This is a genomic window from Ruegeria sp. HKCCA5463 (assembly GCF_013034175.1).
Lineage (GTDB): Bacteria > Pseudomonadota > Alphaproteobacteria > Rhodobacterales > Rhodobacteraceae > Ruegeria.
Genome location: NZ_WQFL01000010.1, coordinates 32,421 through 57,818, shown reverse-complemented (window position 1 = coordinate 57,818; position 25,398 = coordinate 32,421). Strand labels below are relative to the sequence as shown.

The window sequence follows — 25,398 nt, the reverse complement described above, 5'->3', positions numbered from 1 at the left end:
CTGTCCCTGGTTTCAGAAAGCATCAGCCCTGGTCATCGGCCATGGACTTGTAAAGATCGAGCAGCGCCCGACCGTCGATCCCGGCATCCTTCATGCTGTCGACCCAGGTCGCCCAGGATGCTTCGCCCGCCGCAACCAGCTTGGCGGTGTCGCTGAAGGTCACGCTTTTCACACCCAATTCACCGGTCAGTGTTTCAGCCGCGGCCTCTTGTTGCGCCAGCATGAGTTCCATTGACCGGTCGACCATTTCAGCGTTCAGCTCTTCAATGATCTGCTGGATGTCTTCGGGAAGATCCGCCCATGCATCCTTGTTGATGACCACCGACATCGGCATGTAGTACCAGTCGAGCCCCTCGTACCAGTAAGGGAAGATGTCGCCGAAACCGAAATCAACCATGTCCGAGGGCCCGCCCATGGTGACCGCTTCGACCACTCTCTTTTCAGCGGCCGCAGGCAGTTCGCCAAACGGAATGGCGTAGGACGTGATGCCCGCCGCAGTCAGCGCATCTGCCGAGCCGCCATGGGCGCGTATCTTGATTTTGCTGAGGTCCTCCATGGTCTTGACTTCGTCAAAGGCCATCATCTGCATCCAGATCCACGTACCGTTGAACATGAACTTCTGATCCAGCGCATCGAACTCTTGTTGGAAATCCGCCGAGGTGTAGAGCCCGTGCATGATCTTGTTGTGTTCAAGCACGTCATCGGAGAGGAACGGCAGGATGCCCAGAGTCGCACGGGGGTAAAGGCCGGGATTGTAAACGGAAGAGACCTGCCCCACGTCAAAGGAACGTGCCTGAAGGCCAGTCGGCTGGCCGGACAGTTTGCCCAACGCACCGCCAAAGACGCGGTTGAAGCCAACGCGGCCATCGGTGCGTTTCTCAACCTCGTCCATCCAGACCCGAACGGACTCATTAAGCCCCGCCTCTCCAAAGGGAGAGTGGAAAGTCAGGTTGTGGTCAGCGGCGTTTGCAGCGCCTGCGACGGTGGTGGCCGCAAAGGTCAAGGCGGCGGCGAATTTGGTAATCGAGATCATTTGGACCTCCCTATCTGTTGGTTTGTGAAAGGCAGCCGCCCACGCTCCTCTTGAGGACGGTCGCCGGGGTTCACGGGTGAATTTTCGTTTTTGGGTGGATTTGCTCCGCCTGCCTGTCCTCCTTTTCGGCAGGGCGGATCTTTACTTGCGGCAAGGTTAGGGCGGCGGCCCCTTCAGGACGTCGGGATGAGCGCGCTCGTATTGCTTCGGATATGTCAGATCGACGCCAAGCTCCTCGGCGGCGCGCCAGGTCCAGCGCGGATCATGCAGATGGCGCCGGGCAACAGCGACAAGATCAGCTGCCCCCAGCCGCAGAACGGTTTCGGCCTGATGCCCGTTGACGATCTGCCCGACCGTTATGACCCGCGCGGAAACAGACTGGCGGACCGCGGCGGCAAAGCCGGTCTGATACCCCGGGCCGACCGGGATTTTCTGAAGCGGGCTGTTGCCGCCGCTGGAGACGTGGATATGGTCGCACCCCAGTCGGTCCAGCTCTTTGGCAAAGGCAACCGATCCTTCGATGTCCCAACCGCCTTCGACCCAATCAGTGGCCGAGATACGAATGCCCATAGGCTTGTCATCCGGCCACTCGGCCCGCACCGCTTCGAACAGCTCCAGCCCGAACCTCATCCGGTTCTCGAGCGCGCCGCCGTATTTGTCGCCACGCTGGTTCGAAAGCGGTGATAGGAACTGGTGGATCAGATAGCCATGCGCCCCATGCAGTTCCAGCGCATCTGCGCCCGCTTCGTTCGCGCGACGCGCAGCCGCCACAAAATGCCCGATCGTGTCCTGGATGCGGTCGACCGACATCTCTTGTGGCACGGCAAACCCCTCGCGCAGAGCCAGGGCAGTCGGCGCGTATGACTGGAACCGATCCTCTTCATTCAACGGGCCCGCGCCTTCCCATAGCGGTTTGTGGCCTGCCTTGCGGCCCGCGTGACACAACTGCACACAGAACTTGGCATCTGAATTGGCATGAACGAAATCGATTACCCGGCCCAGCCCTTCCGCCTGCTGGTCTGAGTAGAGTGCCAGACAGGCCGGGTTATTGCGGGCATGCGGCTCGACATAGGTGCTTTCGGTGAACACCATGGCGGCACCGGAAACCGCGAACTGGCCCAGATGCATCAGATGCCAATCCCCGGCCACGCCGTCATTAGCGCTGTATTGGGTCATTGGCGGAACGACGATCCTGTTGGAAAGGGTCATTCCACGCATTTCCAAGGGCTCGAAAAGAAGCGGTTTCATGGCTGTCCCTCCCCACCGGTTGCCAAGCGCCCTTGCGTCGAACAACCGCAGCGATCCCGATGGAGGTTGATATTGAGTTGTCCGTCAGGCGCCGCCCCTTGAGTCCAACGGGCGGAATGGGGCAGCGCCCTTCGGGGAGAAGATCGGACCGTTACTGTTCGACCTGAGCCCAGAGCACGACCAGCGTCGTACAATCCAGGCACATACCGGGATCAGTGAAGATCATGCGCGAATGGCGCCCCCTGCCACCAAACACCTCATTGATCAGGTGCGATGCCCCGTTCAGCGCCTGAGGTTGTTCGGTGAAGTCCGGCGTGGCCTGAACCGAGCCCTCAAGGCGGATGACACGCTTGATCCGGCTCAACTCACCCACGGCCGATTTCAGTTGGGCAATCGCATTCAAAGCAGAAATCCGGAACGATTGATAGCCATCCTCGGCGGTCAGCACGTCGCCCAGTTTGCCTGTGTATTTCATGTCGCCGTCAATCCACGGCAGTTGGCCCGATGTGTAGATGATCCCGTTGGCTTCGACCCAGGGCTCATAATCTCCGACTGCAGACGGAACAGTCGGCAGCTCCAAGCCAAGCGCTTCCAAACGCTGCTCTGGGGTAAGTAATTCATCAAGCATAGCTTCCTCCCTTTTATATTTCATTATTTGAAAACTTTTTTGTTTTCAACAAACAATTTCATGCAGAACTAGAGCGCAGCCAAGTGAGACCACCTCCTTCAACACCAGACACAAATCGGCCGAGAATGGTCAACAGAACATCAACATAAGGCATTTAAATATAAGTAATTTTCTTGACGAAATCAGCACAGATGAACTGACTTGAAAGCAGAAGCTTCGCACTGCCTCATGCCACCCATCGACTCGCCCAACAACCATGATTGTCTCAACACACCACTCTCGAGGGAATGCGAATAAGTTACTAATAAAGATATTTTATACCGGGCGGCTAACTATGATTCGCCACTCTAAGTGTTGGCCCTCTTTGGGTGAGGCAGGCCTGCTAGATCTTTCGGAAATGAGCCCCAGCCAGATTGCTTTCCCGATCTCCGCGCCCCCAAAGCACCTAGGTTTCGTTAACGTAACCAACAAATGAATTCAGGTGTTTGGAATTGTTCGTCCGTGCCTGGCCCCTAGTCTCTGTCGGAAAGCTCAAATCTATCCAAACACGGGACAAAGGGTATGACGGAAGAACATCAAAATGACACCGGCTTCTGGCCAGGTGGCGCGCAACTTGCCATCTCGATTTCGATGCAGTTTGAGGCAGGGGCGCAGGGAAAAGACGCTGATGGGCCCTTCCCTCCAATGGAGGCTGGGCTCGTCGATACAATCACACCGACATGGTACGAGTACGGGATGAACGAAGGTATTCCCAGATTGCTCGACCTTTGGGACCGGCACGATGTTAAGGTCACTTCTCATATGGTAGGCCAAGCAGTCGAGCGCCGTCCGGACCTTGCCAAAGAACTCGTGTCTCGGGGACATGAAGCTGCTGCTCATGGCTACAACTGGACTCCACAATTTGGCATGGACCCAAGGGAAGAACGCCTGTCGTATGAGAAAAACATAGAGGTGGTGGAGCGTGTGACCGGTCATCGGCCAGTGGGGTTCAACGCGTTTTGGATGCGTCAGACACGTGCAACATTCGAAATTCTTCAAGAACTAGGTTTTCTCTATCACACCGATGATCTTTCTCGCGACGAGCCAGCTCTGACTTTGGTCAACAACAAACCGCTCGTTGTGGTTCCCTATACTTTGCGTTGCAACGACATCGGACGTTTTTCTTCGCAAGGCATGACATCAGCGGCATTTGAGCAGGAACTGAAAGATGAGTTCGATATTCTCTATGCTGAGGGAGCCCGGCGTCGGCGCATGATGTCCATCAGCACACATGATCGCATTGGTGGCGCTCCCGGAATTGTCGGTGCGCTGGATCGGTTTCTCATCTATGCAAAACAGCATGAAGGCGTCATCTTCATGCGAAAGGATGAGATCGCGCAGTACACACTCCAACAGGACGATGTACCAATCAATCCTCCGCGCAAATTTTGATCAATTTTCAGTTCTTTACAGGAGACCAAAAGGGCGCACTTGCGCCCTTTTTTGTTTGCCTATGCCACATGCTGATTTTGCTAAGAAGACGATTTGCTTTCTCCCCCCAGATCTTAGCTTCGCGTCAGGCACCAAATCAAAGAAAGGCCCATCATGCACCTAATAACCGTAGCTGCCACGATCTTGACCACTCTGGCTTTCGGCACCGCGCATGCGGACGAACCCTTTATCTTGTCGAGCCCCGAACTCACATCAGGCCAGTCGATCCCGGCCAAGTATTACTGGAACAACTTCGGTTGCTCTGGTGAAAACGCTCGCCCAGAACTAATCTGGTCAGGAGCACCCAAGGGGACAAAGAGTTTTGCCGTCACCTTTTATGACAAAGACGCGCCGACCGGCAGTGGATTTTGGCATTGGAGCGTCTACAATATCCCCCTCAACGCAACTGGCATAGGAACTGACATTCCCAAAGGCGCGATTGAAAACAACACTGACCTGAATCAACCTGGTTTCTTTGGGCCTTGTCCACCTGTCGGACGGACGCATTCCTATGTTTATACGGTATACGCTCTGTCCACTCCCAGTCTGGATCTTCCAGAAAACGCCTCGGCCGCACTCGCGGGCTTCTTCTACAACAGCAACACGCTTGCAACCGCAACGCTTGAGGTGATTGCCGGACCGCGCGAGGAATAGCAGTCCCCCTGGATCGGGTCAGGGTCGGCCGAGGCTCCTCGGTCGACCTTTGTTTGCTATTCCCAAAAATAGATTTCGCAACTGATCTGATTATCTGGCCGAAACGCGCACATAGGCTGTCCCGACAATTAAGGAAAACCTGATGTCGGACCATCGCGCACACTCCACCGTTCTTGAAGACCTCGAGAAAAAGGCACTCTGGCTATCGACATGGACGATACACCACGCCAACTCCATCCGCCCGAAACCGGATACTCTCAAAGTTGGTGGTCATCAGGCGTCGTCGGCTTCGCTCTCGACCCTTATGGCGGTACTCTATGGTGCGGTGCTGCAGCCCGAGGACCGGGTCGCCGTCAAACCGCACGCTTCTCCGATCTTTCATGCCTGGCAGTACCTTCTCGGGCGACAGACCCGCGAAAACCTCGAAAACTTCCGTGGATTCGGCGGCGCGCAATCTTATCCGTCCCGTACAAAGGATGCCGATGACGTGGATTTTTCGACCGGTTCGGTCGGCCTGGGAGGGGCGATGGCGGTGTTTTCCGCAATGGTGCAGGACTACGTTGCTGCCAAGGGTTGGGGCAAGCGGGCTCCGGGGCGCATGATCTCCATCCTCGGCGATGCCGAACTGGACGAGGGCAACCTCTACGAGGCGCTACTTGAGGGCAAGAAACACGATCTTCGCAATTGCTGGTGGTTCATCGACTATAACCGGCAAAGCCTTGATGCAGTCACGAAAGATGCGCAGAATGCATTTTTTCGCGATGTTTTTGTTTCGATGGGCTGGGAAGTGGTCGAGCTCAAGTACGGATCGCTTCTAGAGGCAGCGTTCGCCGAACCAGGGGGCGAACAGTTGCGCGACTGGATAGATGACTGTTCCAATCAGACCTATGCGGCGCTGACCTTTTCCGGCGGGGCCGCCTGGCGCGAACAACTGTTGAACGATCTTGGTGATCAGGGCGATGTTAGCCGCCTGATCGAGAGCCGCACGGATGACGAACTGGCTAGGCTGATGACCAACCTCGGTGGTCACGACCAGCGCAGCTTGATGCAGACTATTGCATCAATCGACCATGATCGCCCCGTTTGCTTCATCCTTTACACAGTCAAGGGCTATGGCCTGCCTCTTGCGGGTCACAAGGATAACCACTCGGGCCAGATCAACAGCGCCCAGTTGGGAATCTTGCGTGGTGCACACCAAATTCGTACCGGGCATGAGTGGAACCTTTTCGAGGGTCTGCCCCGCCCCACCGCCGAATACGATGCATTCCTGAATCAGGTGCCCTTCATCGCGCAAGGTTGTCGACGTTACACCGCCGCGCGTATCAAAGTGCCGGGTCTGACGCCTATATCGGCAAAAGCCGCTCTGTCGACGCAGGACGGGTTCGGCAAGCTGCTGGACGATCTTGCGCGCGGCTCATCCCCTCTATCGGATCGCATTCTGACCATTGCGCCGGATGTGGCAACCTCAACGGGGCTGGCTGGATGGGTGAACCGTAAGGGGGTTTTTGCCAAGACCCCGATTGCGGATGAGTTTCGGGATCGGGGCATTGCATCGATGCAGAAATGGGCTGCTTCGCCTGAAGGCGCGCATATCGAGCTGGGCATTGCCGAGATGAATCTCTTTACCCTGCTCGGTGCAGCAGGACTGTCGCACGCACTGTTCGGCGAGCGGCTTATTCCTATAGGAACGCTTTATGACCCCTTCATCGAACGCGGCAAGGATGCGCTGAACTATGCCTGTTACCAGGATGCCCGATTCATCGTGGCCGCGACGCCATCCGGCATCACCCTAGCGCCAGAGGGCGGTGCGCATCAGTCCATCGGAACACCGCTGATCGGCATGTCACAAGATGGCCTGGCCAGTTTCGAACCTGCCTTCGTGGACGAGCTTAGCTGCATCCTGGAATGGTCATTCGACTATTTGCAGCGTGACGGAGAAGAGGCCCCCGAACCCGGCGACTGGCTGCGCGATGAAACCGGCGGATCAGTCTATCTGCGCTTAACCACCCACAAACTGGAACAGCCGACACGCACATTGGATGACGGGCTAAGGCGCGACATCGTCAATGGTGGTTACTGGCTCCGCAAGCCGGGTCCGGGTTGCGCCCTCGTGATAGCTTATACCGGCGTGGTAGCAGCCGAAGCGATTGCCGCTGCCGGGCGAATTGGACAGGATCAGCGCGACATCGGCGTCCTGGCTATCACATCGGCAGATCGGCTTAACGCGGGGTGGCACGCCGCAGACCGAGCTCGCGCCCTGGGGCATCCCAATGCGCAATCCCATGTCGAAACGCTGTTGTCCGAGGTCAGCAGAGATGCAGCCATCGTCACGGTCACGGATGGGCATCCCCTCGCCTTGTCCTGGCTTGGGTCGGTCTTGGGTCAGCGGGTTCGCCCTCTTGGAGTCGAGCATTTTGGGCAGACTGGATCAATAGCAGATCTGTACCGCGCTCACCGCATCGACGCCGATGCGATCATGCGAGCGGCGGAACTAGCGCTCAACGGACGCCCGCTCCGTCTGGCCCGAATTAGCTGAAACCAAGAAGGGAAGACTCCATGAAACACCTTGTCACCTCGCTCTGCATGAGTGCGGCCATCGCCTTTCCAGCCTGGAGCGAAGCCCCGCAAACTGCTGAGGTCGTTGCCGAACTCCCGCTATCTGTCGGCAATATCACATTCACGCCGGATAATCGGATTATCTATAGCCACCACCCGTTCTTTTCGCCTGAAATCCGGGTGGCCGAACTGGGCGAAGACGGAAAATCCTTTGCCCCGTTTCCCAACACCGAATGGAACACACCACGGGATGGAACCGACCGCTATTTCGACAGCGTGCTGGGTCTTCGCGGCGATGAAAACGGGATCGTCTGGATCCTCGACATGGGTCAGCGCACCGGGCTGACACCCAAGCTGGTGGGCTGGAACACCTGGGAGGATCACCTGGAAAAGATTTACTACATTCCAGCCCCTGCCTCGCGCCCCGAAAGCCAGCACAACGATTTTGTCGTCAATCACAAGGATGGCGTGTTCGTCATCGCCGACGAAGGCATCGGACCGGGTGGCGACGGAACGACGGCGGCATTGGTCATCGTCGACATGACGACTGGCGCCACGCGGCGCGTTTTGCAAGGTCACGTGTCGACCTTGCCCGAAGATGTAGCGATCGTAGTGGATGGCAAACCGCTGACCGTCCCGGATGGCAATGGGGGGCAGGCCGTGATCAAGGTGGGTGCGGACGGTATCGCTGCGGATACGGAATTCGAATGGTTGTATTACGGTCCGCTTAACGGCTCCGCCATTTATCGCATTCGTTTTGCCGATCTTCTGAATGAAACCCTGACCGAGACTGAGCTCGGCGCGCGGGTCGAACGCTATGCCGACAAGCCCAACAATGGCGGTCTGTCAATCGACCAGGCTGGAAACCTCTATCTGACCGAGGTGGAAACCAACGCTGTCGGGATCATCCCGGCAGACAGCCGGGAATATCGCCGCTACGCCGTGGCAGAGGATCTGTCCTGGCCAGATGGCGTAAGCTATGCGTTGGACGGCTACATGTATGTTTCCGCAGCCCAGATTTCCAAAGCCGCTCTGTTCAACGATGGTGAGGCAAGAAACGAGGCGCCTTACCTGATCTACCGATTCCGCCCTGAGGCACCAGGGCGCATCGGACACTGACACCTCTCCCCAAACTTGTCCGCACGGTTATCCGCGCGGACCCTTTTTTGAAGTAGACACACACATGAAAACCGTATCCGTAGTTGGCCAAGGAGCCGCAAAAGACAGTTTCCGCATCACAAACGGCGCCGTACCTGAACCTGGATCAGGCGAAGTGCGCGTGCGTATTCACGCCAGTGGAATCAATCCGTCAGACTATAAGGTCCGCTCGGGCGCTCAGGGCCCGTTGCCTGATGGCGATGTAACCCCTCATTCAGATGGTGCCGGCATCATTGAGGCTGTGGGCAAGGGGATTTCCTCCGACCAAATCGGCCAGCGTGTCTGGCTGTTCAATGTGAACCGTACTGAAGACGGCCTAGCCCAGGGCAACAGGGGCACCGCCGCGGAGCAGATCGTGGTCAAAGCCGAACTTGCGGCCCCGCTGCCTGATGGCATCTCCTTCGAACAGGGTGCTTGTCTAGGCGTGCCTGCGATGACCGCTCATCGCGCTCTGATGGCGGACGGGCCGGTCAAAGGCCAGTGGGTTCTGGTTACCGGAGGGGCCGGTGCCGTTGGCCAATGCGCCATCGCCCTGGCGAAATGGGCCGGTGCGCGGGTGATCGCCACGGTCAGCGGACCCGAAAAAGCGGAGATCGCTCGCCAAGCCGGGGCAGACTACATCATCAATTACCGGGAAGAAAACCTGCCCGCTGCGGTCCTAACCATCACTGGCGGAAAGAGAATTGACCGGATTGTCGATGTGGCCCTATCCGATACGATGAAGGAGGCCCATCTCTACCTCAAACAGGGCGGTGTTATTGCGCATTATGCTACCAGTGACCCTGCCGCTCCCCTGCCCTATCGTTCCCTTCTGGTAACAAATGCGGTCGTCAGGTTCGTGTTTGTCTATGCAATCCCCGCCCAAGCGCAACAGGATGCGATTGAGGACATAAACGCATGTCTTCAGACTGGTGCACTAAAACTCAAGATCGAGCGGTCCTTCCCTCTGGACCAGATTGTGGCCGCGCATGAGTTCGCTGAACAGGGCGGCTTTGCCGGAAAAGTCATTTTGACCGTTTGAGGCCATTCCGCCGCTGCAAACAATGCGGTTGATTTTGCCTGCTTTGTTTGGCTCACTCAAAGAATGACCTTTGACTTGAAATCGCTGGAACTTTTCGTCCGAGTGGCCGCTCTTGGAGCCCTCGGACGGGCGGGCGAAGAATTCCGGCTATCGCCCACGGCTACGACCCAGCGCATACAGATGCTCGAAGCGGATCTGGGAACCAAGCTTCTCAACCGGACAACCCGAGCAGTGTCTCTTACGCCGGACGGAGAGCTATTCCTGGAGCATGCGCAAAGGGTTCTCGATAGCGTCGAAGAAGCAAGAGCAGCGGTTTCCACTGTCAAAGGACAGGTTGCAGGTGAACTGCGCGTGACCGCTTCGGCCTCTTTTGGGCGCTCACAGATTGTCCCCCATATCGGCGAATTCCTTAATCAATACCCAGATGTCACACTGAAACTCGACCTTAATGATTCCATCATCGACATCGTGGAGCAGGGGTATGATCTGGCAATCCGGGTTGGGATGCTGAACTCATCAACGCTGTTGGCCCGCAAGCTTGCGCCCAATCCACGGCTGCTTGTCGCCTCGCCGGACTATCTGGAGAAGTTCGGCGTTCCACAGCAACCCTCGGACCTGAAATCACACCGCTGTATCGTGCTTGGCGAAACGCGAAATTGGGCGCTCAAGGATGAGGCAGGGAACATTACAGAAGTACGTGTCGGCGGAAACTTCACCACAAACTTTGGCGAGGCGGTGACCGATACTACGCTTCAGGGGATAGGGATCGGGCTTAAATCTGTCTGGGACATATCAGACCACCTAAAGACCCGGCGACTGAAACGTGTCTTGCCCAGTCATACCGTTTCACCAGAATGGCAGGTATGGGCAGTCCGCCCCGCCAGCCGGACCACTCCACCAAGAGTACAGGCATTTACCAGCTTTCTTGAGGAACGGTTTCGCAAAACCGGCCTTGGAACGATTGTTTCATAAACCCAAAATCTGACTTGGGCTCCTCCGAGATTATCCTTCGTTGAACGTTGCCTACATCCAAAACAGCAACGAAAAGGACACCAAATGAAAGCCGTTGGATTTACTCGCTCTTACCCTATCGATCACCCTGCTTCACTCAAAGAGTACCAAGTACCCAAGCCCGAGCCACTTGAACACGATTTGATTGTGCGGATTGATGCAGTTTCCGTGAACCCTGCAGATGCCAAAATCCGCATTCGATCGGCGCAGGATCAAGACAGGGAAACCCCGCGGGTCCTCGGATATGACGCAGTAGGAACCATTGAAGCAATGGGCTCGGCGGTAACAGGCTTTACGCTTGAGGACCGCGTGTTTTACGCTGGCGATGTCACCCGCGATGGCTCTTATGCAGAGTATCAGGCGGTGGATGCTAGGATTACCGCAAAAGCTCCTCAAACCCTGGCAAATGCAGAAGCCGCAGCCCTGCCTCTGGTATCTTTGACGGCCTATGAAGCGCTATTTGATCGCATGAAACTGTCCAAAGGTCAGAGCGGCTCGCTGCTGATCATCGGTGGAGCAGGCGGTGTTGGCTCAACCATGATCCAGCTTGCAAAAGCCCTGACGAAAATGACGGTCATCGCAACGGCTTCACGCTCGGAAACCCGTGACTGGGTTCAGCGTATGGGCGCGGATCATGTGGCTGATCACCGCAATCTGGTGTCATCCGTGCACGATCTTGGGTTTGAGAATGTAGATTACATTTTCAACGCGGCAGACACCAAAGGGCATTGGGATGCCATGGCGGACCTCATTGCGCCGCAGGGTACAATCGGTGCCATTGTTGAGTTCAATGGTGGCGTTGATCTTTCAAAACTTCAGGGCAAGTCCGTGACCTTCGTATGGGAACTTATGTTCACGAGATCCTTGTTCAGCACGTCCGATTTGTCGCGGCAAGGAGAGATACTTTCTCAAATTGCAGACCTCGCTGATACTGGCAAGCTGCGTCCGACCGTTACACAGGAGTTATCAGGGTTGAGCGCTGAATCTTTCAAGGCGGCCCATCAATCCATCGAAACAGGCGCTACAATCGGTAAGATCGCTGTGACTTACTAAAGTCGCGTAGCGGAGGAGGCTCCCACCTCCTCCATTCTTCAGATCTGGCAAATTGTGATTTTCCAACTGGCTGATTGTTTTGACATCGCTGCAATGTCACTTGGTTCAACGATAGGTGCCGTGGAGCAAACAGCTCACACGCACATGATCTGTTCCGATCCGGCAATGTGCCTAAACTCCGAAACGTTCGTTCGGCTCCGGACCGGAACTGCATATTGAACAAAGGAAATTTCAGATGAGCACACCTTTGGTTGTTGGGCAAATCGCGCTTAGCTTTCACAAGGCAGCGGCGGCAGTTCTTTGTGAGCTGCTAACAAGAACCGGCCATGAAGTGGACGTGAAAGAAGCCCCCCATGAGGACATGTACGCCATGCAAAAAGCAGGTGGGGTGGATCTTGTCGTATCCGCGTGGCTTCCTGCAAGTCATGGACCTTACATCGGGCCGTACGCAGACGATCTGCTGAAACTCTCTGTCATCTATAACCCTTATTGCATCTGGGGCGTTTCAGACCGGGCCCCGCAGCACATTCGCTCGGTTGCTGATCTGGCTGATCCACAGGTTGCCGCACTGTTTCGCAAGCGCATTCAGGGCATTGGTCCCGGAGCTGGCATCAGCAGATTTTCGAAGCAATTGGTTCGAGATTATCAACTTGATACGCTAGGGTTCCACTTTGAAAATGGAACTCTTGATGAGTGTACCTCTGCTTACTTGGATGCAGAAGCCAAGGGCGAATTGGCGATCGTGCCGCTCTGGCATCCTCAGTGGCTGCACGGGCAGTCCAAATTGCGTGAATTAGAGGATCCATTGGGCTTGCTTGGTGGGCGAGACGACGCAACCTTGATGCTACGAAAGGATGCGGTCCACAAGCTGAATGCCCAAGGCCGCGCACTTCTTGACCGTATGCACCTCGGGAATGAAACGGTGTCTCGCTTGGATCGCGAAATCTGTATCGATGGGCGTAATCTATCTGATGTCGCCCGCTCGTGGATCGCAGCAAACCCCGATTTGTGCGAGGCTTGGATTGCCACAGGGTAATTGGGCAATCTGCCACTTCCACTCAAATAACCCGAAGCGCTTTCACGTTCGGTCCAATTCTGTGCACATCTGATTTCTCCAAGGTGGACGGCAGCGCCTCGGCTTACTCATTCACAAGCGGCACCGTCATTGGTCAAATAGTGCGGCTTCAGACTAATGGTCTCCAGGCATCTGTCGAGAATCTTCAGTTCCCGGATGATATGATCTGCCAGACGTCGCACCTTTGTCGGTTGACGCGCGAGCGGAGGGAATACTAGCTGCAAATCCACGGAGGGGGGGCAGAACGGGACCAGAAGTGGCACAAGACGGCCATAGTTCAAATCTTCCGCCACATCCCAGGCAGACTTCAACGCGATACCTTTGCCTTCTAGAGCCCACCGCCTTAACACCTCACCATCATTTGTTGCCCTGGAACCTGAGACCCGCACCGTCAGCGCCTTGGTGTTCTCAACAAATGTCCAAGTATCATTCTTGTCCCCCAAAGAAGACAGCAGCATACAGTCATGGCTCCCGAGATCCTTCGGGTGCTCCGGAACGCCTTCCCGCTCCACATATTCAGGAGAAGCGACCGGAATCCGCTTGTTTGAGGACACGCGTCGAATGCGCAAGCTGCTATCCATTAGCGCCCCGTATCGCACTGCAATATCGATCCCGCGTTCAGTTAGGTCTGTCACGCGGTCGGTACACACCAGGTCCACCGAAATACCGGGGTTCGCTTCGACAAACCGATCCAACGACGGAGCGATATAGTTTCGGCCTAGATCCACTGGGGCCGTCACCTTGATCATTCCGGACAGTTCTCGTTTTTCACGCGAAATCTGTTCGTCAAAAGCAGCCAGATCATTGAGAATATTTAACGAAACTTCAAGAAACTCTTCGCCTGCCGATGTTAGGTGCAACTGTCGTGTAGTCCGGCGAAACAAGGTGGCACCGACTGATCTCTCCATGGCTGACAAGCGAAGAGAGGCTGAGCCTGGAGAGATCCCAATATCACCTGCAGCCGCGCTAAGTGAACCAAGTTCCACGATGCGTTTAAACAGCCTCAGATCAGAAATTTTCTCGATCATATTCTTTGAGAATCCTAAAAGGTTTTATGCTGACACGATTATTAACAAGTTTTTCTAAAAAAGCGAAGGTCCAACTGGAAATGCCAAGCAGGTAACTGCTCGCAACAAATTTAAAACTAAAAGGACCTAGGTTCATGACTAAAGAACTGTTCAAACCCCTTACGATGGGGCCCCTCAACCTCCCCAACCGCATTGCTGTCGCGCCGATGACGCGGGCCCGCACAACGCAACCCGGCGATATCCCAAATGCAATGATGGCTGAGTATTACGCACAGCGTGCCAGCGCCGGCCTGATCATCACCGAGGCCACCCAAATCTCTAACCAGGGCAAAGGATACTCGTTCACCCCGGGCATCTTCACCCCGGATCAGATCGAAGGCTGGAAACTGGTTACAGATGCGGTTCACAAGGTCGGAGGGCACATCTTTTTGCAGCTTTGGCATGTGGGGCGGATGAGCCACGAAAGCTTTCACACTGATGGCAAACCCGTTGCGCCATCCGCTCTGTCACCAGACGCACAAGTTTGGATCGTTGACCCGGAAACTGGCGAAGGTGGCATGGTAGATTGCCCTGTTCCGCGGGCGCTGTCAAAAGCCGAGATCACAGACATCATTCAAGATTTCCGACAAGGTGCGGCCAATGCGATTGCCGCTGGATTTGACGGTGTCGAAATTCATGGGGCAAACGGATATCTGATCGACGAGTTCCTGCGTCGGTCTTCAAATCAGCGCACGGATGACTATGGCGGGTCACAGGAAAACCGTATCCGTTTCCTGCGCGAGGTCACCAAAGCCGTCGCCGATGAGATTGGCGCCGACAAGACCGGCATTCGGCTGTCGCCCTACATCACCCAACGCAACATGGCAGATGACGAGATCATCGAGGTGATCCTGAAAGCCGCCGAGGCTTTGAACGACATCGGGATTGCGTATGTTCATCTGTCCGAAGCCGACTGGGATGATGCCCCTATCGTACCCGAACAATTCCGCCACGATCTACGCAAGGTGTATTCGGGAACCATTATCGTTGCTGGAAAATACACTCAGGAACGTGGCGAGAAAATCATCAGCGATGGGTTGGCCGACATCGTGGCCTATGGCCGACCATTCATCGCCAATCCAGACTTGCCTCGCCGGTTTTCTGAAAGTCTGCCTTTGGCCGATTTCGACCCGGCAACCCTGTTTGGTGGAACTGCGGTAGGGTATTCCGACTATCCTGACCACGACGATGCGCTCGAAATCGCAGGTGAATAAATCCAACAACGGTTGGCGGCCTGATGGGGCCGCCAACGCATTACGCTTGTCTCAGGGCATCCACCCAGTTTCCAATGGGATCGCGGCTTCCCAAACCGGGATCTACGATGCCGTTGACCATAAATGTCGGGGAGGCGTGAATGCCGTTTTGCCGGGCATATTTGACGTGCTTTTTGATTTCCCGATCCAGATCATGCCGCGCAAACTGCTCTTTCAACGGGACACCGCTGACAGATTCAATCCGCTCGATAAGAGCATTCGGCGTCACGTCCATATTCGGACCTGAGCAGTGATGCTCAAACTCGAAATTCTCAGGTTGAGAGTAAATGGCTTCCATCACAGCCCAGGCAGACGCTTTTCCATCAGCACAGCAGGACGCGGCCAGGATCGCGCGACAGATAATTGCTGAGAACATGTGCCAGGGTTGCGACTGCAACCAAACCTGCAAAACAAGCCCATTCTCTCCGAACTCCTTTTGCAAAGAAGCGAGCTTTCCAAAAGCAATTGCTGAAAACGGGCAAGTTGGCTCTAGAAACACCTCGAAAACAGGGCCTCCCTGCCCCCAAACCAGCGGATCGGGTTTTGTTGTATCCTGGTTCATTTGCGTGTTCCGGGCAGCCAGAACTTGGCAGGCTTCAGCAACGTGTTGTGTTGTTCGGTTTGATAGCCCAGCTCCGCGCCGGCTTGACGATACGCCAACCAATCGGCGTCGTCATAAAGGGCCTTGCGGCGCGTCTCGCGATCCGCCGCATTCTCATACTGCCAAAGATGTACATAGGCATTCACATCGCCACTTTCGACGACACCATAAAAGGCAGGGTTTCCCAAATGCCGCTTTTGCGCTTCGAACCCAAGTTCTTCGTATAGCGCCAATTGCTTTGGCAATGTACCGGGGCGGGTGCGGTATGTTCTGAGGTCAAATAACATGCTGTTTCCTTCCGGTGAGATGTATCTTGTGCGTCTGAACTCGGTCCTTTTTGAACAGAAATCTGCCGGAAGCGTGGGGAGAGGTCACTTCCGGCAGGGGCTGGATCATGCATAAGCAGCCGATCCAGTCGCAGGCCCTATTAGGCGGGCCTGCCATAGTCCTGGACCTGTAAGGCTTAGTTCACACCCCAGATGCTGCGATAGACATCGCGATAACCATTGCCGGGATCATAAGACAGATCGGCGCCACCATCTTCCATCACGTTGTCAGGAGTGAAGAGATGAACCGGCACCACAAATCCAGAGTGCTCTTCTCCCGCCAGCGCACGGTTCATTTCATCAACGGCCTGCCAGCCATGCAGATTAAGCGGTTCCGCAACAGTCGCGTATTGATAGAAGTTCTGCTGGATGCGCTGGAATGCTGCCTCGGACCCGTCTCCTGCCGAAATATTCCTCGGGAACCCACCTTGCTCCTTGCCCGCCGAAATCAGAGCCGGAGCCATGAAATCAAACGGCAGATCATTGATGGTCAGAGAATAGGTCCAGTCATCCCCAAAACGCTGCAGCAGCGCGTTTGTCAGGGGCGGCATCCGCGTGCTAGCCTCGGCCAGAGGCGTGTCTTCGACTGAGAGGATCTTACACCCTTCGCAGGCACTGATCACTTCGGCAATGGCATCGGATTTCGCGATCGCAATCTCGTACACACTGTCCGTGAAAATCACCACATTTGCCGTGCCATCACTGTCGGCGACCGCAAGCGACGCCGCAGCTCGCGAAATCTCAAGAGGGTCGGTCGTGATGTTTGTGAAAATCGGATGTTTGTCCGACGGTCCAGTGGAGGCGGTCGAATGCCATCCTACAACCACAATGCCCGCCTCATCCGCCTGACGGATCGCCTCGGCCTGTTCATTGGCATCGATCGTGCCCAGGATAATTCCGTCAGGTTGCAACGCGATCGCCTGTTGCATAGCGGATGAGCGCCCGGAAACCGATCCTTGTCCATCAATGATGCGAAGATCCCAACCAATGGCTGCAACCGCTTCCTTGACGCCCTCGCTCACTCCAAGTGCGCCTCCGTTCCGCTGATCCGCAGAGACATAGACCACGGTTTTGCCTTGCTGGGCTTCCGGGCCGGCCGTCGGCCCAGTCCAGGGTGCATTGGGCGCCGAGGCAGCAGCAACGTAGGCTTTGGCATCGCTGACCGCATCTGCCAGCGCCATTTGTCCGCCAAACGCCGATCCGGCCAGCATCGCGGCGAAGACCGCTTTTTGAAGTGTCGTGTTCATGGTTTTCCTCCTCGTTGAACGTCTATGTTTCAGGCTTGTTTTTGTTGGTCGTTGGCTTCCGCTTTCACGTCGGGAACACGGGCATGACGCACGGAGCTCCGCTTGCGCTGTGCGTAGCCAGCAATGCCGATCGCAATCAAAAGGGTGGCCCCGTTGAAGAGTGGCTCCACAAAGAACGCACCGCCAAGTTGCTGGATCCCCGAGATGCCGACAGCCAGGATGATCACGCCAACCATCGTGCCCCAGACATTCACGCGCCCCGGTTTGATGGTCGTGGATCCCAGAAATGCACCGACCAAGGCAGGCAGAAGGAATTCGAGCCCAACACTGGCCTGGCCAATGCGCAGTTTCGCCGCCAGAACAATCCCGGCAATCGCACCGATCAGGCCAGACGCGATAAATGCTCCGATCACATAACGGCGGGTACGGATACCGTTCAGTTCAGCTGCTCTCGAGTTTGCGCCAATGGCATAAAGATTGCGGCCAATTGGCAGGTATTCGGACACCACCCACAGCACGATTGCGATAGCCAGGACATAGAACGCTGCAATTGGCAGGCCGAAAATTGTGTGTGCATAGATGCCAGTAAACGCCTCGGGCAACGCACCGATCACTTGTCGACCGCCGGTATGCCAAAGCGCCAATGCGTAAATGACCGTGCCCGTTCCTAGCGTGGCGATAAAGCTGTCAATCCGAGCCACCTCGACCAACAGGCCATTCAGCAAACCCAAAGCGCAGCCCCCAAGCAACACGATGACGACGGCAATGGTCCAATCGAATCCATAGACCGTTTGCAAACTGATCGCGAGCACGTGCCAAATGACGATCCCATATCCTACTGTCAGGTCGATCCGGCCCGTCATCATCGGGATCATTGCGGCTAACGACAGCAACGCGATTACCGACTTTTCCCCTAGAATTGCGCGCAAGTTCAAATAGGTCGGGAAAGTTTGAGGTAGCAAAACTGAAAACAGCAGGATTAACCCGAGCGTCAGGATCGGCAGACCGTAAACTGGCAGGAAGCGTATGATCTTTGCGGGGGTCGAAAGGCCTTTCAACTGTGCCTGTGTCGGTTCGAGTGCGTTGGATTCAAGCGATTGCATGGCTGGGCTCCTTGCTCGCCGGATCCAAAGACGCGGCATTCAGTAGGGATGTGATTGAGAGGTCTTCTTGCGGGATCTCCGCAACAATTTGGCCGTCATGAAAGACGCAAGCGCGGTGACTCAATGCGGCCACCTCTTCGAAATCGGTCGAAATAAGTAGCACCGCAAGCCCGTTTTCCAGCGCTTTGGCCAGAAGTGCGTAGATGTCGGCTTTTGACCCAACATCCACGCCCGCAGTTGGATCTTCCAAGATCAGGACCGAGCCTCCAACGCTCATCCACCTGGCCATCACAACTTTCTGCTGGTTGCCACCTGACAGAGTTTCAATGGGTGCCGCTGGATCGTTGGGGCGGATATCGAACGCGTCACCAATGCTGCGCGCTTCGCGAGCCTCATCGGCAGGTGTGCGAAACGACAGGTTACTACGCCCAGTCAGCGCCGGGTTGATGAAAAGGTTCTCCTGAATGGTCAGACCTGGAGCGATGGATTCAGCGTTCCGATCACCAGCCACCATGCAGATTCCTTGCTCGATGGATTGTTGTGGATGCGAGGTTTTGAGAGGCGCGCCGTTTTCAAGCTCGACACGGCCTTGTTCAATCGGGCTGCGTCCAAACAAGGCGTGTCCGACGGCGTCCTGCCCCGCGCCGCGAAGCCCAACCAACCCCAGGACCTCTCCGCGGCGCAGTTCAAAACTCACTGGTCCCACATCTTCGGTACACATCTCGTACAGTCGAAGCGCAACGGGGCTGTTTTCCATCGCGGGTGGGTGCACAAACACCTCTTCCAATGCGCGCCCAATGATCAACTGGATCAGGCTATCGCCATCCAGCTTTCCAATTGGCTCATCTCCAACCAGAAACCCATCTCGCAACACCACTGCACGATCGCCGATCGCAAATACCTCATCCAGGCGATGCGACACATAGATCATTGCCACACCGGTTTCCCTGAGGCGGCATAAAACCTCGTGCAGCATTTCAACATCTGACTGCGGAAGGCTCGCCGTGGGCTCATCCAACACAAGCAACTTGGCATTGCGCGCGAGAGCCCGCGCAATCGCGACTAGGGATTTCTCAGTACGCGTCAACTCTTGCACCCGCATATCCGGGTCAATTGCATCGGAAACCAGTGCAAGGGCTTCGCTGGCACGCTTACGGGTCAATCGCCAGTTGATCAGACCAAACCGACGTTCAAACGACCCCTGCATCAAGCCGATGTTCTCGGCGACGGTCATCCATTCAATCAGTCCCAAATCCTGGTGAATGAATGCCACGCCCGGATTTGAGCCTCTGGGATCAAATTTGCTACCTTCAAACAAGAAGCGTCCGCTATCGGCCGAATAAACCCCGGCGAGCATTTTGATCAGAGTTGACTTGCCCGCGCCATTCTCGCCGAGAAGCGCGACAATCTCCCCTTTTGAAACAGTAAAGCTGACATCTGTCACGGCTTTCGTTCCACCAAACCGCTTGTTCAACCCTTCGATTGACAAGACTGGAACGCCCGCATTTTTGATGCGCTCTTTGTCCATGTTCTTCCTCCCATCATCGCCAACTCAGGTGTCCTAAATTAAACGATTTGACATTTATCCACTATTTCGGACTTGTCCCGCATTCGATAATCGGCCAATATGTTTCTTGAATCGGCCACGTCGACACTTGTGCAAAGAACCCACTCTATCGCATTGCTGGGAAGCTTATTTTATGGAAATTCAGATGGATAAACCGTTTAGCATCACCGACCCGGAGCATAGCCATTCCATAGCGTTCAAGGCCGACCGCAGCTCATTTCAGTCGGAGCAAGAACCCGCCGGGCAACTGGTGATGTGTCAATCCGGAGAGATCGAGCTTTACGGCCACAATGGTGAGTGGGCGATCCCCGCCGACTACATGGTTTTCATACCAGCCGGCCGAATGTTTCGAATTCGGATTCGAATGCCCTCTTCTGGTTTGGTGATGAAGTTCTGCAAGCATGAAGTAACCTGGAACCACGACGGTTGTTGGGTTGGCCAAATCCCCGATATCGCGGCGCATATGGCGCAGTATTCGCTGAAATGGAGCCCGGAAGAAGAGCGGAGTCGACGCAAAAGCAAGGCCTTTTTTGTGACATTGGGGGATATGGTCCCGGGCTGGTTCCAACATGAGAGGATCATGTGGACACCTTATGCAGAGAACTCAGCCATCCAGAGGGTCATAGATTTTGCGCGGTCGCGCGGGCCAGCCACCTCTTTGCCCGAAGTCGCCGAACATGTTGGAATGTCCGAACGTACTCTGCGGCGCCATATGCAAACCGAACTAGGGCAAAGCTGGCGGGAGTTCATTCGGGAACTCCGCATGAACAAGGCCATGGAACTGCTGCGCAAAGAAAAGAAATCTGTGACCGAGACTGCCTTTGAGGTGGGATTTTCCAGCAGCTCCGCCTTTTCAAACGCCTTCTTGGACTATGTCGGAAAGACACCTTCCGCGTTTGCCAGATCGGTGCGCCCAAGTGCGGAAAAAATATCTAGCCTCTAAAAGGCTGACGAATGGATCAATGCACTGTCGACAAAGCAAGAGACCTCCAGCACATCCAGCGCGAAGCCTTTGACCGAATTTCCAAGGAGTTTGTCCGAATCTCGCATGCCTGAGTGTCCGTTTTTGGCAAAAATACCGAAAATGGGCGATATTGGGACAGATGAGTGTTGAAGGCACCCCCACCGAGTCAGTGGCTAAAATGCGCAAGTGGTCCGATGTCGTCAGAATTTCCGGCCTAGGAGAGAAATGTGACGGATCAGCAAACACTGCAACTCAACAGCACCACACTTGAAGAAAACGCCAACATTTCGGCCGCACAATACCTGAACAGTTTTGGTTGCAGCGGTGAGAACGAACGCCCAAGGCTCGAATGGCAGAACGTACCGGCTGGGACCAAGAGCTTTGCTCTCACCTTCTATGATCAAGACGCCCCCACAGGCAGTGGATTTTGGCATTGGGTCGCCTATGACATTCCAAGGCATATTACCCGATTAAACAGTGGGCCGTTGCCGGAGGGTATCAAAGAAGCGAATACAGATTTTGGTGAGCCAGGCTATTTTGGGCCATGCCCTCCGGTGGGTCGTAAGCACAGATACACGTTCTATCTGCATGCACTGGATGCCGAGACATTGGACATTCCGGACAACGCTACAGGAGCCCTTGCCGGTTTTTTTATTCACCAGCACACACTGGCCAAAGCCAGCTTTACGGTCATTGCGGGGCCACGCGAAGAATAAGCCGCATTTGAGGGAGGAACCATGAAAACTCAACACAACATCCCCGAAGAGGTCTATCTCGAATTCCTTGGCCGCACGGTTGAAATCCACTGGAATTATCACGCCATCCTGATGGTTACCGTGTGGTTCGTGCTGGTCCCCATTGGCATTATCTCTTTGCGCTATTTCAAACCGAAACCCACCAAAACTGGGATCACCGCTTATCGAACCATATGGCGTCCGGAGTGGGTTTGGTTTCACATTCATCAGTGGGGGCTGAACTTGGCAATTCTTCTGTCTCTGGCGGGCATGTTGGTTGCGCTGGTCGTCAGCCAAGGCGTCTCCGGATCGCTGCATTCCATCTTTGGCCTTGCAACAATCGGACTTGGGGTTCTGCAAGGTATTTCGGCATTCTTTCGCGGTTCCCACGGGGGACGGTACTACGAGATCGCTGACCCCGAAGATCCCAAAACCTGGGAAGGAGACCATTTCAGCATGACCCCACGCCGCCGCCGCATGGAATCTTACCACAAAACCGCAGGGTTCTTTACCATGCTTTGTGCTGCCGCAGCTGTCGGTTCCGGCCTGATGCAATACCCGATGCCCATCCTGACCGCAGTTCTCGTGGTGGTCAGCATCTTATTGCTTGGGCTTTCTGTTTGGCGAGAGCATTTGGGGAAACGATACGACACCTATCGCTCGGTTTTTGGGAATGACCGGACACATCCTTACAACAAGGAGCGCGAAGAGCTTTGAATGTATGACATCGGGTGCACTAGATATGCACCCGATGTATTCATCAGATGAACATCAACGATTTCTTAGGTGGCTTAACAAGATCTGGGCTGGGTGGAGCGCCTGTACGTCTGACAAACGGTTCACCTGGGAGCGACAGGAGTAACCGGTTGCAACCAAACCCCCTTCCGCTTCGGCTTCGACCACCGCCCGCCAGTTCTCGTCATAAAGCCCACGCGACATCTCCTGATGGCTAGCCTCATGGCCAAACAAGCCTGACATTCCACAGCACCCGGCTTTGACAAGATTGACCGATAGACCAGAGCGTTCAAAAATACTCTGCCATTGCACAGAGGTTTGCGGTTCCAGCGAGCGCTCGGTGCAATGCTGGATCATCGTGTAGCAGGTATCTCCGTCAAGCAGAGGCAAGTCTTGCGCATCCAGCCATTCACTGAGCAGTCGCACGCCTAGATCTGGGCAATCAGGCAGCGTTTCTAGGTATTCGTGTCGATACATCAACGTGGTTGCCGCATCGACACCAACAATCGAAAATCCAGCTTTGGATAGTTCCGCAAGATCATGTGCGTTCTGCTGCGCTATCTGCCTGAACCGCTTCAACATCCCTCTTACATGTAAGGGTTTGCCCCCGGTACGATAGCGCAACAGGACCGGGGTGTAGCCAAGCCTTTTGACCAGTTCAACCTGGGCCAGCAAAACGTCGGCGTCATAGAAACTTGTGAAACAGTCCTGAACAATTGCAACAGTCCCTGCCCGCTCCGCGTCTCCCATCCTAAGCAGGGTGGCCGCAGACATGGTCTGAACATTCAGCTTTTGCAACTGATCGAAGAAACCGCGGCGATGGCGAAGCTTCGGCAAGTCAACCAACCCAAATCCATGCGCCATGCTCCACCTGACCAACACGGTAGATTGCAAAAAATTTACCAGACCGCCAATCCGATCCAACATTGGTGCCACCCGCTCGAGGTTGGCTACGAGAAGATCTGCGGCGGGTCGCTTGTGGTCCTCATGATACCAGTTCAGGAACTGGGATTTCATCTCGGGGATATCCACCTTCGCTGGGCAACCCACCCCTGCACAGGCCTTGCATGCAAGGCACGTCTCGAGGATTACGTTGAGCTCGTCGGCGATATCGCGCGCACCGACGGTATCACCAGTCGAGCGTGCTCGCGCCCATTCACGCAGCATGCCGGCGCGACCTTTGGGCGAGAGACGGCGATCGCCTGTGATCTTATATGACGGACAAAATGGCTGTGCGGCATCTTGGTTAAAGCAGGCGCCATTACCATCACACCTCAGGGTGTTGGAAAACTGCTCTGCCAACACGGGCCCAATTTGTGCATCAAAGGCACCGCGCATCGGAACCTCATCCAAGGCCAAAACAGGTGCCCGGTCATCTATTGGCCGCGCAATTTTTCCTGGGTTCATCCGGTTCGACGGATCGAACACCGTCTTTATCTGGCGCATAACCTGAACAAGGTCGCTGCCAATCACCTGTTCGGAGTACTCGCTTCGCAGCCCCTTGCCGTGCTCTCCCCACAACAGCCCACCATATTTTTGCGTAAGAGCGAACACTGCATCCGAAATCTGACGGATCTGGCGGCGCTCATCTTCCGCCGTTAGGTTCATGAGCGGCCGGATATGCACACACCCCACATCAGCATGCCCATACATCCCCAGAGGAATGTTACGTGCTTCCAGAACGGCTTCCAGCTCTGCGACAAAGTCAGCCAGGTTTTCAGGTGGCACTGCGCAGTCTTCGATAAACGCGACCGCGCGTTTGTTTTTGTCAAATCCCGCGAGCAGCCCCTGACACGCCCGGCGGATTTCCCAGACGCGTGCGATATCATCAGGTGATCCAAGGATCTTAATGCCGATGGGGCGCAACGCAGGTGCGATGCGGCTGTCCAAATGTTCCTTAAGACTGTCAAGTCTACGCGCAAGTTCCTGCTCATCCTCATCTGAAATCTCGAAGAAATGCGCAGCAAAAGCACCACCTTCATTTGTGATCCCCAGGACCTGGCGAACATCCTCAGCAAAAGGAGATCGAAGAGCCGCTCCGAGAATTTTGTCGTCTATAAATTCGATGGCATGAGGGCGAGCTTCCAGCAGATCCGGGACCGCCCTTAGTCCGGTGTCATGGCTGTCATACACCAACACCGCAAGCGCCGTATGGGCAGGGATCGGTTCGGATTTTAGGGTGACAGATTTGATAAACCCCAGGGTCCCCTCTGACCCGGCCACGAGCTTTAGCAGGTTGAGCCCCCCATCCCGTGCCCGAGCCTCTTTCAGATTATAACCGGTAAAGCCACGTTTCATTATTGGGAAGCGCAACGCTATCTCGTCAAAATGTGGCGCCAGTTTTTTCTCAACGTCACGACAGATACGGTCGGCCGCTTGGGTTACGTCGTTGTCGCCAAATGCACCTTTCGCATCGAACGTCGCCACGTTTCCATCGGGTAGAACAAGCTCGATCGAGTGTATGTGATCCGAGGTCTTTCCATAAACCACGGAGCCTTTACCCGAACTGTCATTTGACACCATGCCACCGATCGTCGCCCGGCTTGTGGTAGAGACATGCGGCGCAAAGAACCGCCCATGTGGGGCCAGAAAATCAATCAGCTTATCACGGACCAGACCGGGTTCGACACGCACCAGCCCTGTCTCGGGATCATAGTCGTGAATACGGCGCATATGCCGGGATGTATCCACGACAACACCGTCCCCCAATGACTGTCCATTGGTTGATGTCCCTCCCCCCCTTGGAAGGAACACCACCGATGTGAACTCCGCCCTTTGTGCGACCTGAACCGCAAGGGTCAGATCATCCCCATCAAACGGGTAGATCACGGCCTGCGGCATGATCTGGTAAATTGAGTTGTCGGTCGAACAGGCAACACGATCCGCGAGATCAG

At 55.3% G+C, this 25,398-nt stretch carries 22 protein-coding genes; 12 read left to right on the top strand and 10 right to left on the bottom strand.

Translation table 11 applies throughout. The features are described from left to right. Positions 1–22: 22 nt before the first annotated feature. The 3 genes from dctP to GOW09_RS18730 all read right to left on the bottom strand — a co-directional run bounded on the left by dctP (position 23) and on the right by GOW09_RS18730 (position 2,909). A complete protein-coding gene (gene dctP, locus GOW09_RS18740) occupies positions 23–1,033 on the bottom strand; it encodes a TRAP transporter substrate-binding protein DctP (RefSeq protein WP_170456270.1) in 1,011 nt (336 codons plus the stop codon). Between the two features lie 156 nt (positions 1,034–1,189). Then, positions 1,190–2,281, bottom strand: a complete 1,092-nt coding sequence (locus GOW09_RS18735; protein WP_171120023.1) for an NADH:flavin oxidoreductase/NADH oxidase — start codon at positions 2,279–2,281, stop codon at positions 1,190–1,192. A 151-nt stretch (positions 2,282–2,432) separates the two neighbouring features. After that, entirely contained in the window at positions 2,433–2,909 is a 477-nt protein-coding gene (locus GOW09_RS18730) for a RidA family protein (RefSeq protein ID WP_253285094.1), read from the bottom strand. Positions 2,910–3,470: 561 nt separating this feature from the next. Here GOW09_RS18730 and GOW09_RS18725 point away from each other — a divergent pair. From GOW09_RS18725 to GOW09_RS18690, 8 genes are all read left to right on the top strand, one after another. Further along, a complete protein-coding gene (locus tag GOW09_RS18725) occupies positions 3,471–4,340 on the top strand; it encodes a polysaccharide deacetylase family protein (protein WP_171120021.1) in 870 nt (289 codons plus the stop codon). Between the two features lie 183 nt (positions 4,341–4,523). Further along, positions 4,524–5,033 carry a YbhB/YbcL family Raf kinase inhibitor-like protein gene (locus tag GOW09_RS18720; RefSeq protein ID WP_253285092.1) on the top strand — a complete coding sequence of 170 codons (510 nt, stop codon included), beginning with the start codon at positions 4,524–4,526 and terminating at the stop codon, positions 5,031–5,033. A 142-nt stretch (positions 5,034–5,175) separates the two neighbouring features. Continuing rightward, a complete protein-coding gene (locus GOW09_RS18715; RefSeq protein WP_171120019.1) occupies positions 5,176–7,569 on the top strand; it encodes a transketolase in 2,394 nt (797 codons plus the stop codon). 20 nt (positions 7,570–7,589) lie between these two features. Then, positions 7,590–8,708: an L-dopachrome tautomerase-related protein gene (locus tag GOW09_RS18710; protein WP_171120018.1), complete on the top strand. Its 1,119-nt coding sequence runs from the start codon at positions 7,590–7,592 to the stop codon at positions 8,706–8,708. Between the two features lie 64 nt (positions 8,709–8,772). Next, positions 8,773–9,768: an NADPH:quinone reductase gene (locus GOW09_RS18705; RefSeq protein ID WP_171120017.1), complete on the top strand. Its 996-nt coding sequence runs from the start codon at positions 8,773–8,775 to the stop codon at positions 9,766–9,768. A 63-nt stretch (positions 9,769–9,831) separates the two neighbouring features. Beyond that, on the top strand, positions 9,832–10,740 hold the full coding sequence (locus GOW09_RS18700) for a LysR family transcriptional regulator (RefSeq protein WP_171120016.1): 909 nt from the start codon (positions 9,832–9,834) through the stop codon (positions 10,738–10,740). 84 nt (positions 10,741–10,824) lie between these two features. Beyond that, entirely contained in the window at positions 10,825–11,832 is a 1,008-nt protein-coding gene (locus GOW09_RS18695) for a zinc-binding alcohol dehydrogenase family protein (RefSeq protein ID WP_171120015.1), read from the top strand. A gap of 235 nt (positions 11,833–12,067) precedes the next feature. After that, positions 12,068–12,868: a glycine betaine ABC transporter substrate-binding protein gene (locus tag GOW09_RS18690; RefSeq protein ID WP_171120014.1), complete on the top strand. Its 801-nt coding sequence runs from the start codon at positions 12,068–12,070 to the stop codon at positions 12,866–12,868. Positions 12,869–12,975: 107 nt separating this feature from the next. On the opposite strand, the gene GOW09_RS18685 is transcribed toward GOW09_RS18690, so the two are convergent. Next, positions 12,976–13,935 carry a LysR family transcriptional regulator gene (locus GOW09_RS18685; protein ID WP_171120013.1) on the bottom strand — a complete coding sequence of 320 codons (960 nt, stop codon included), beginning with the start codon at positions 13,933–13,935 and terminating at the stop codon, positions 12,976–12,978. A 134-nt stretch (positions 13,936–14,069) separates the two neighbouring features. Between GOW09_RS18685 and GOW09_RS18680 the strand changes: the two genes are divergently transcribed. Then, positions 14,070–15,188 (top strand): alkene reductase, encoded by a 1,119-nt coding sequence (locus GOW09_RS18680; RefSeq protein ID WP_171120012.1) that lies wholly within the window; start codon positions 14,070–14,072, stop codon positions 15,186–15,188. 40 nt (positions 15,189–15,228) lie between these two features. On the opposite strand, the gene GOW09_RS18675 is transcribed toward GOW09_RS18680, so the two are convergent. The 5 genes from GOW09_RS18675 to GOW09_RS18655 form a co-directional block, all read right to left on the bottom strand. Continuing rightward, positions 15,229–15,789: a thioredoxin domain-containing protein gene (locus GOW09_RS18675; protein ID WP_170456292.1), complete on the bottom strand. Its 561-nt coding sequence runs from the start codon at positions 15,787–15,789 to the stop codon at positions 15,229–15,231. After that, the gene (locus GOW09_RS18670; protein ID WP_171120011.1) at positions 15,786–16,115 is read right to left on the bottom strand and encodes an NIPSNAP family protein; all 330 of its coding nucleotides are present in this window, start codon (positions 16,113–16,115) and stop codon (positions 15,786–15,788) included. The genes GOW09_RS18675 and GOW09_RS18670 overlap by 4 nt, the downstream gene beginning before the upstream one ends. Positions 16,116–16,291: 176 nt before the next feature. Continuing rightward, on the bottom strand, positions 16,292–17,401 hold the full coding sequence (locus tag GOW09_RS18665; RefSeq protein ID WP_171120010.1) for a substrate-binding domain-containing protein: 1,110 nt from the start codon (positions 17,399–17,401) through the stop codon (positions 16,292–16,294). Positions 17,402–17,430: 29 nt separating this feature from the next. Further along, positions 17,431–18,504: an ABC transporter permease gene (locus GOW09_RS18660; RefSeq protein ID WP_170456297.1), complete on the bottom strand. Its 1,074-nt coding sequence runs from the start codon at positions 18,502–18,504 to the stop codon at positions 17,431–17,433. Then, entirely contained in the window at positions 18,491–20,032 is a 1,542-nt protein-coding gene (locus GOW09_RS18655) for a sugar ABC transporter ATP-binding protein (RefSeq protein ID WP_170456299.1), read from the bottom strand. The genes GOW09_RS18660 and GOW09_RS18655 overlap by 14 nt, the downstream gene beginning before the upstream one ends. 172 nt (positions 20,033–20,204) lie before the next feature. On the opposite strand from GOW09_RS18655, the gene GOW09_RS18650 reads away from it, so the two are divergent. The 3 genes from GOW09_RS18650 to GOW09_RS18640 all read left to right on the top strand — a co-directional run bounded on the left by GOW09_RS18650 (position 20,205) and on the right by GOW09_RS18640 (position 22,486). Continuing rightward, the gene (locus GOW09_RS18650) at positions 20,205–21,014 is read left to right on the top strand and encodes a helix-turn-helix transcriptional regulator (protein WP_171120009.1); all 810 of its coding nucleotides are present in this window, start codon (positions 20,205–20,207) and stop codon (positions 21,012–21,014) included. Positions 21,015–21,262: 248 nt separating this feature from the next. Further along, positions 21,263–21,751: a YbhB/YbcL family Raf kinase inhibitor-like protein gene (locus GOW09_RS18645; RefSeq protein WP_171120008.1), complete on the top strand. Its 489-nt coding sequence runs from the start codon at positions 21,263–21,265 to the stop codon at positions 21,749–21,751. A 21-nt stretch (positions 21,752–21,772) separates the two neighbouring features. After that, positions 21,773–22,486 (top strand): cytochrome b561 domain-containing protein, encoded by a 714-nt coding sequence (locus GOW09_RS18640; protein WP_170456304.1) that lies wholly within the window; start codon positions 21,773–21,775, stop codon positions 22,484–22,486. Between the two features lie 54 nt (positions 22,487–22,540). Here the strand turns inward: GOW09_RS18640 and GOW09_RS18635 are convergent, their stop codons facing one another. Then, entirely contained in the window at positions 22,541–25,345 is a 2,805-nt protein-coding gene (locus GOW09_RS18635; RefSeq protein ID WP_254442758.1) for an FAD-binding and (Fe-S)-binding domain-containing protein, read from the bottom strand. Between the last annotated feature and the right edge of the window lie 53 nt (positions 25,346–25,398).

What these genes read in the sequence shown, in the direction of transcription:
- GOW09_RS18705 (WP_171120017.1), top strand. Translation starts at nt 8,773, where the DNA reads ATGAAAACCGTATCCGTAGTTGGCCAAGGAGCCGCAAAAGACAGTTTC.
- GOW09_RS18700 (WP_171120016.1), top strand. Translation starts at nt 9,832, where the DNA reads ATGACCTTTGACTTGAAATCGCTGGAACTTTTCGTCCGAGTGGCCGCT.
- GOW09_RS18735 (WP_171120023.1), bottom strand. Translation starts at nt 2,281, where the DNA reads ATGAAACCGCTTCTTTTCGAGCCCTTGGAAATGCGTGGAATGACCCTT.
- GOW09_RS18670 (WP_171120011.1), bottom strand. Translation starts at nt 16,115, where the DNA reads ATGTTATTTGACCTCAGAACATACCGCACCCGCCCCGGTACATTGCCA.
- GOW09_RS18730 (WP_253285094.1), bottom strand. Translation starts at nt 2,909, where the DNA reads ATGCTTGATGAATTACTTACCCCAGAGCAGCGTTTGGAAGCGCTTGGC.
- GOW09_RS18640 (WP_170456304.1), top strand. Translation starts at nt 21,773, where the DNA reads ATGAAAACTCAACACAACATCCCCGAAGAGGTCTATCTCGAATTCCTT.
- GOW09_RS18680 (WP_171120012.1), top strand. Translation starts at nt 14,070, where the DNA reads ATGACTAAAGAACTGTTCAAACCCCTTACGATGGGGCCCCTCAACCTC.
- GOW09_RS18725 (WP_171120021.1), top strand. Translation starts at nt 3,471, where the DNA reads ATGACGGAAGAACATCAAAATGACACCGGCTTCTGGCCAGGTGGCGCG.
- GOW09_RS18660 (WP_170456297.1), bottom strand. Translation starts at nt 18,504, where the DNA reads ATGCAATCGCTTGAATCCAACGCACTCGAACCGACACAGGCACAGTTG.
- GOW09_RS18635 (WP_254442758.1), bottom strand. Translation starts at nt 25,345, where the DNA reads ATGCCGCAGGCCGTGATCTACCCGTTTGATGGGGATGATCTGACCCTT.
- GOW09_RS18675 (WP_170456292.1), bottom strand. Translation starts at nt 15,789, where the DNA reads ATGAACCAGGATACAACAAAACCCGATCCGCTGGTTTGGGGGCAGGGA.
- GOW09_RS18715 (WP_171120019.1), top strand. Translation starts at nt 5,176, where the DNA reads ATGTCGGACCATCGCGCACACTCCACCGTTCTTGAAGACCTCGAGAAA.
- GOW09_RS18655 (WP_170456299.1), bottom strand. Translation starts at nt 20,032, where the DNA reads ATGGACAAAGAGCGCATCAAAAATGCGGGCGTTCCAGTCTTGTCAATC.
- GOW09_RS18685 (WP_171120013.1), bottom strand. Translation starts at nt 13,935, where the DNA reads ATGATCGAGAAAATTTCTGATCTGAGGCTGTTTAAACGCATCGTGGAA.
- GOW09_RS18710 (WP_171120018.1), top strand. Translation starts at nt 7,590, where the DNA reads ATGAAACACCTTGTCACCTCGCTCTGCATGAGTGCGGCCATCGCCTTT.
- GOW09_RS18650 (WP_171120009.1), top strand. Translation starts at nt 20,205, where the DNA reads ATGGAAATTCAGATGGATAAACCGTTTAGCATCACCGACCCGGAGCAT.
- GOW09_RS18665 (WP_171120010.1), bottom strand. Translation starts at nt 17,401, where the DNA reads ATGAACACGACACTTCAAAAAGCGGTCTTCGCCGCGATGCTGGCCGGA.
- GOW09_RS18695 (WP_171120015.1), top strand. Translation starts at nt 10,825, where the DNA reads ATGAAAGCCGTTGGATTTACTCGCTCTTACCCTATCGATCACCCTGCT.
- GOW09_RS18690 (WP_171120014.1), top strand. Translation starts at nt 12,068, where the DNA reads ATGAGCACACCTTTGGTTGTTGGGCAAATCGCGCTTAGCTTTCACAAG.
- dctP (WP_170456270.1), bottom strand. Translation starts at nt 1,033, where the DNA reads ATGATCTCGATTACCAAATTCGCCGCCGCCTTGACCTTTGCGGCCACC.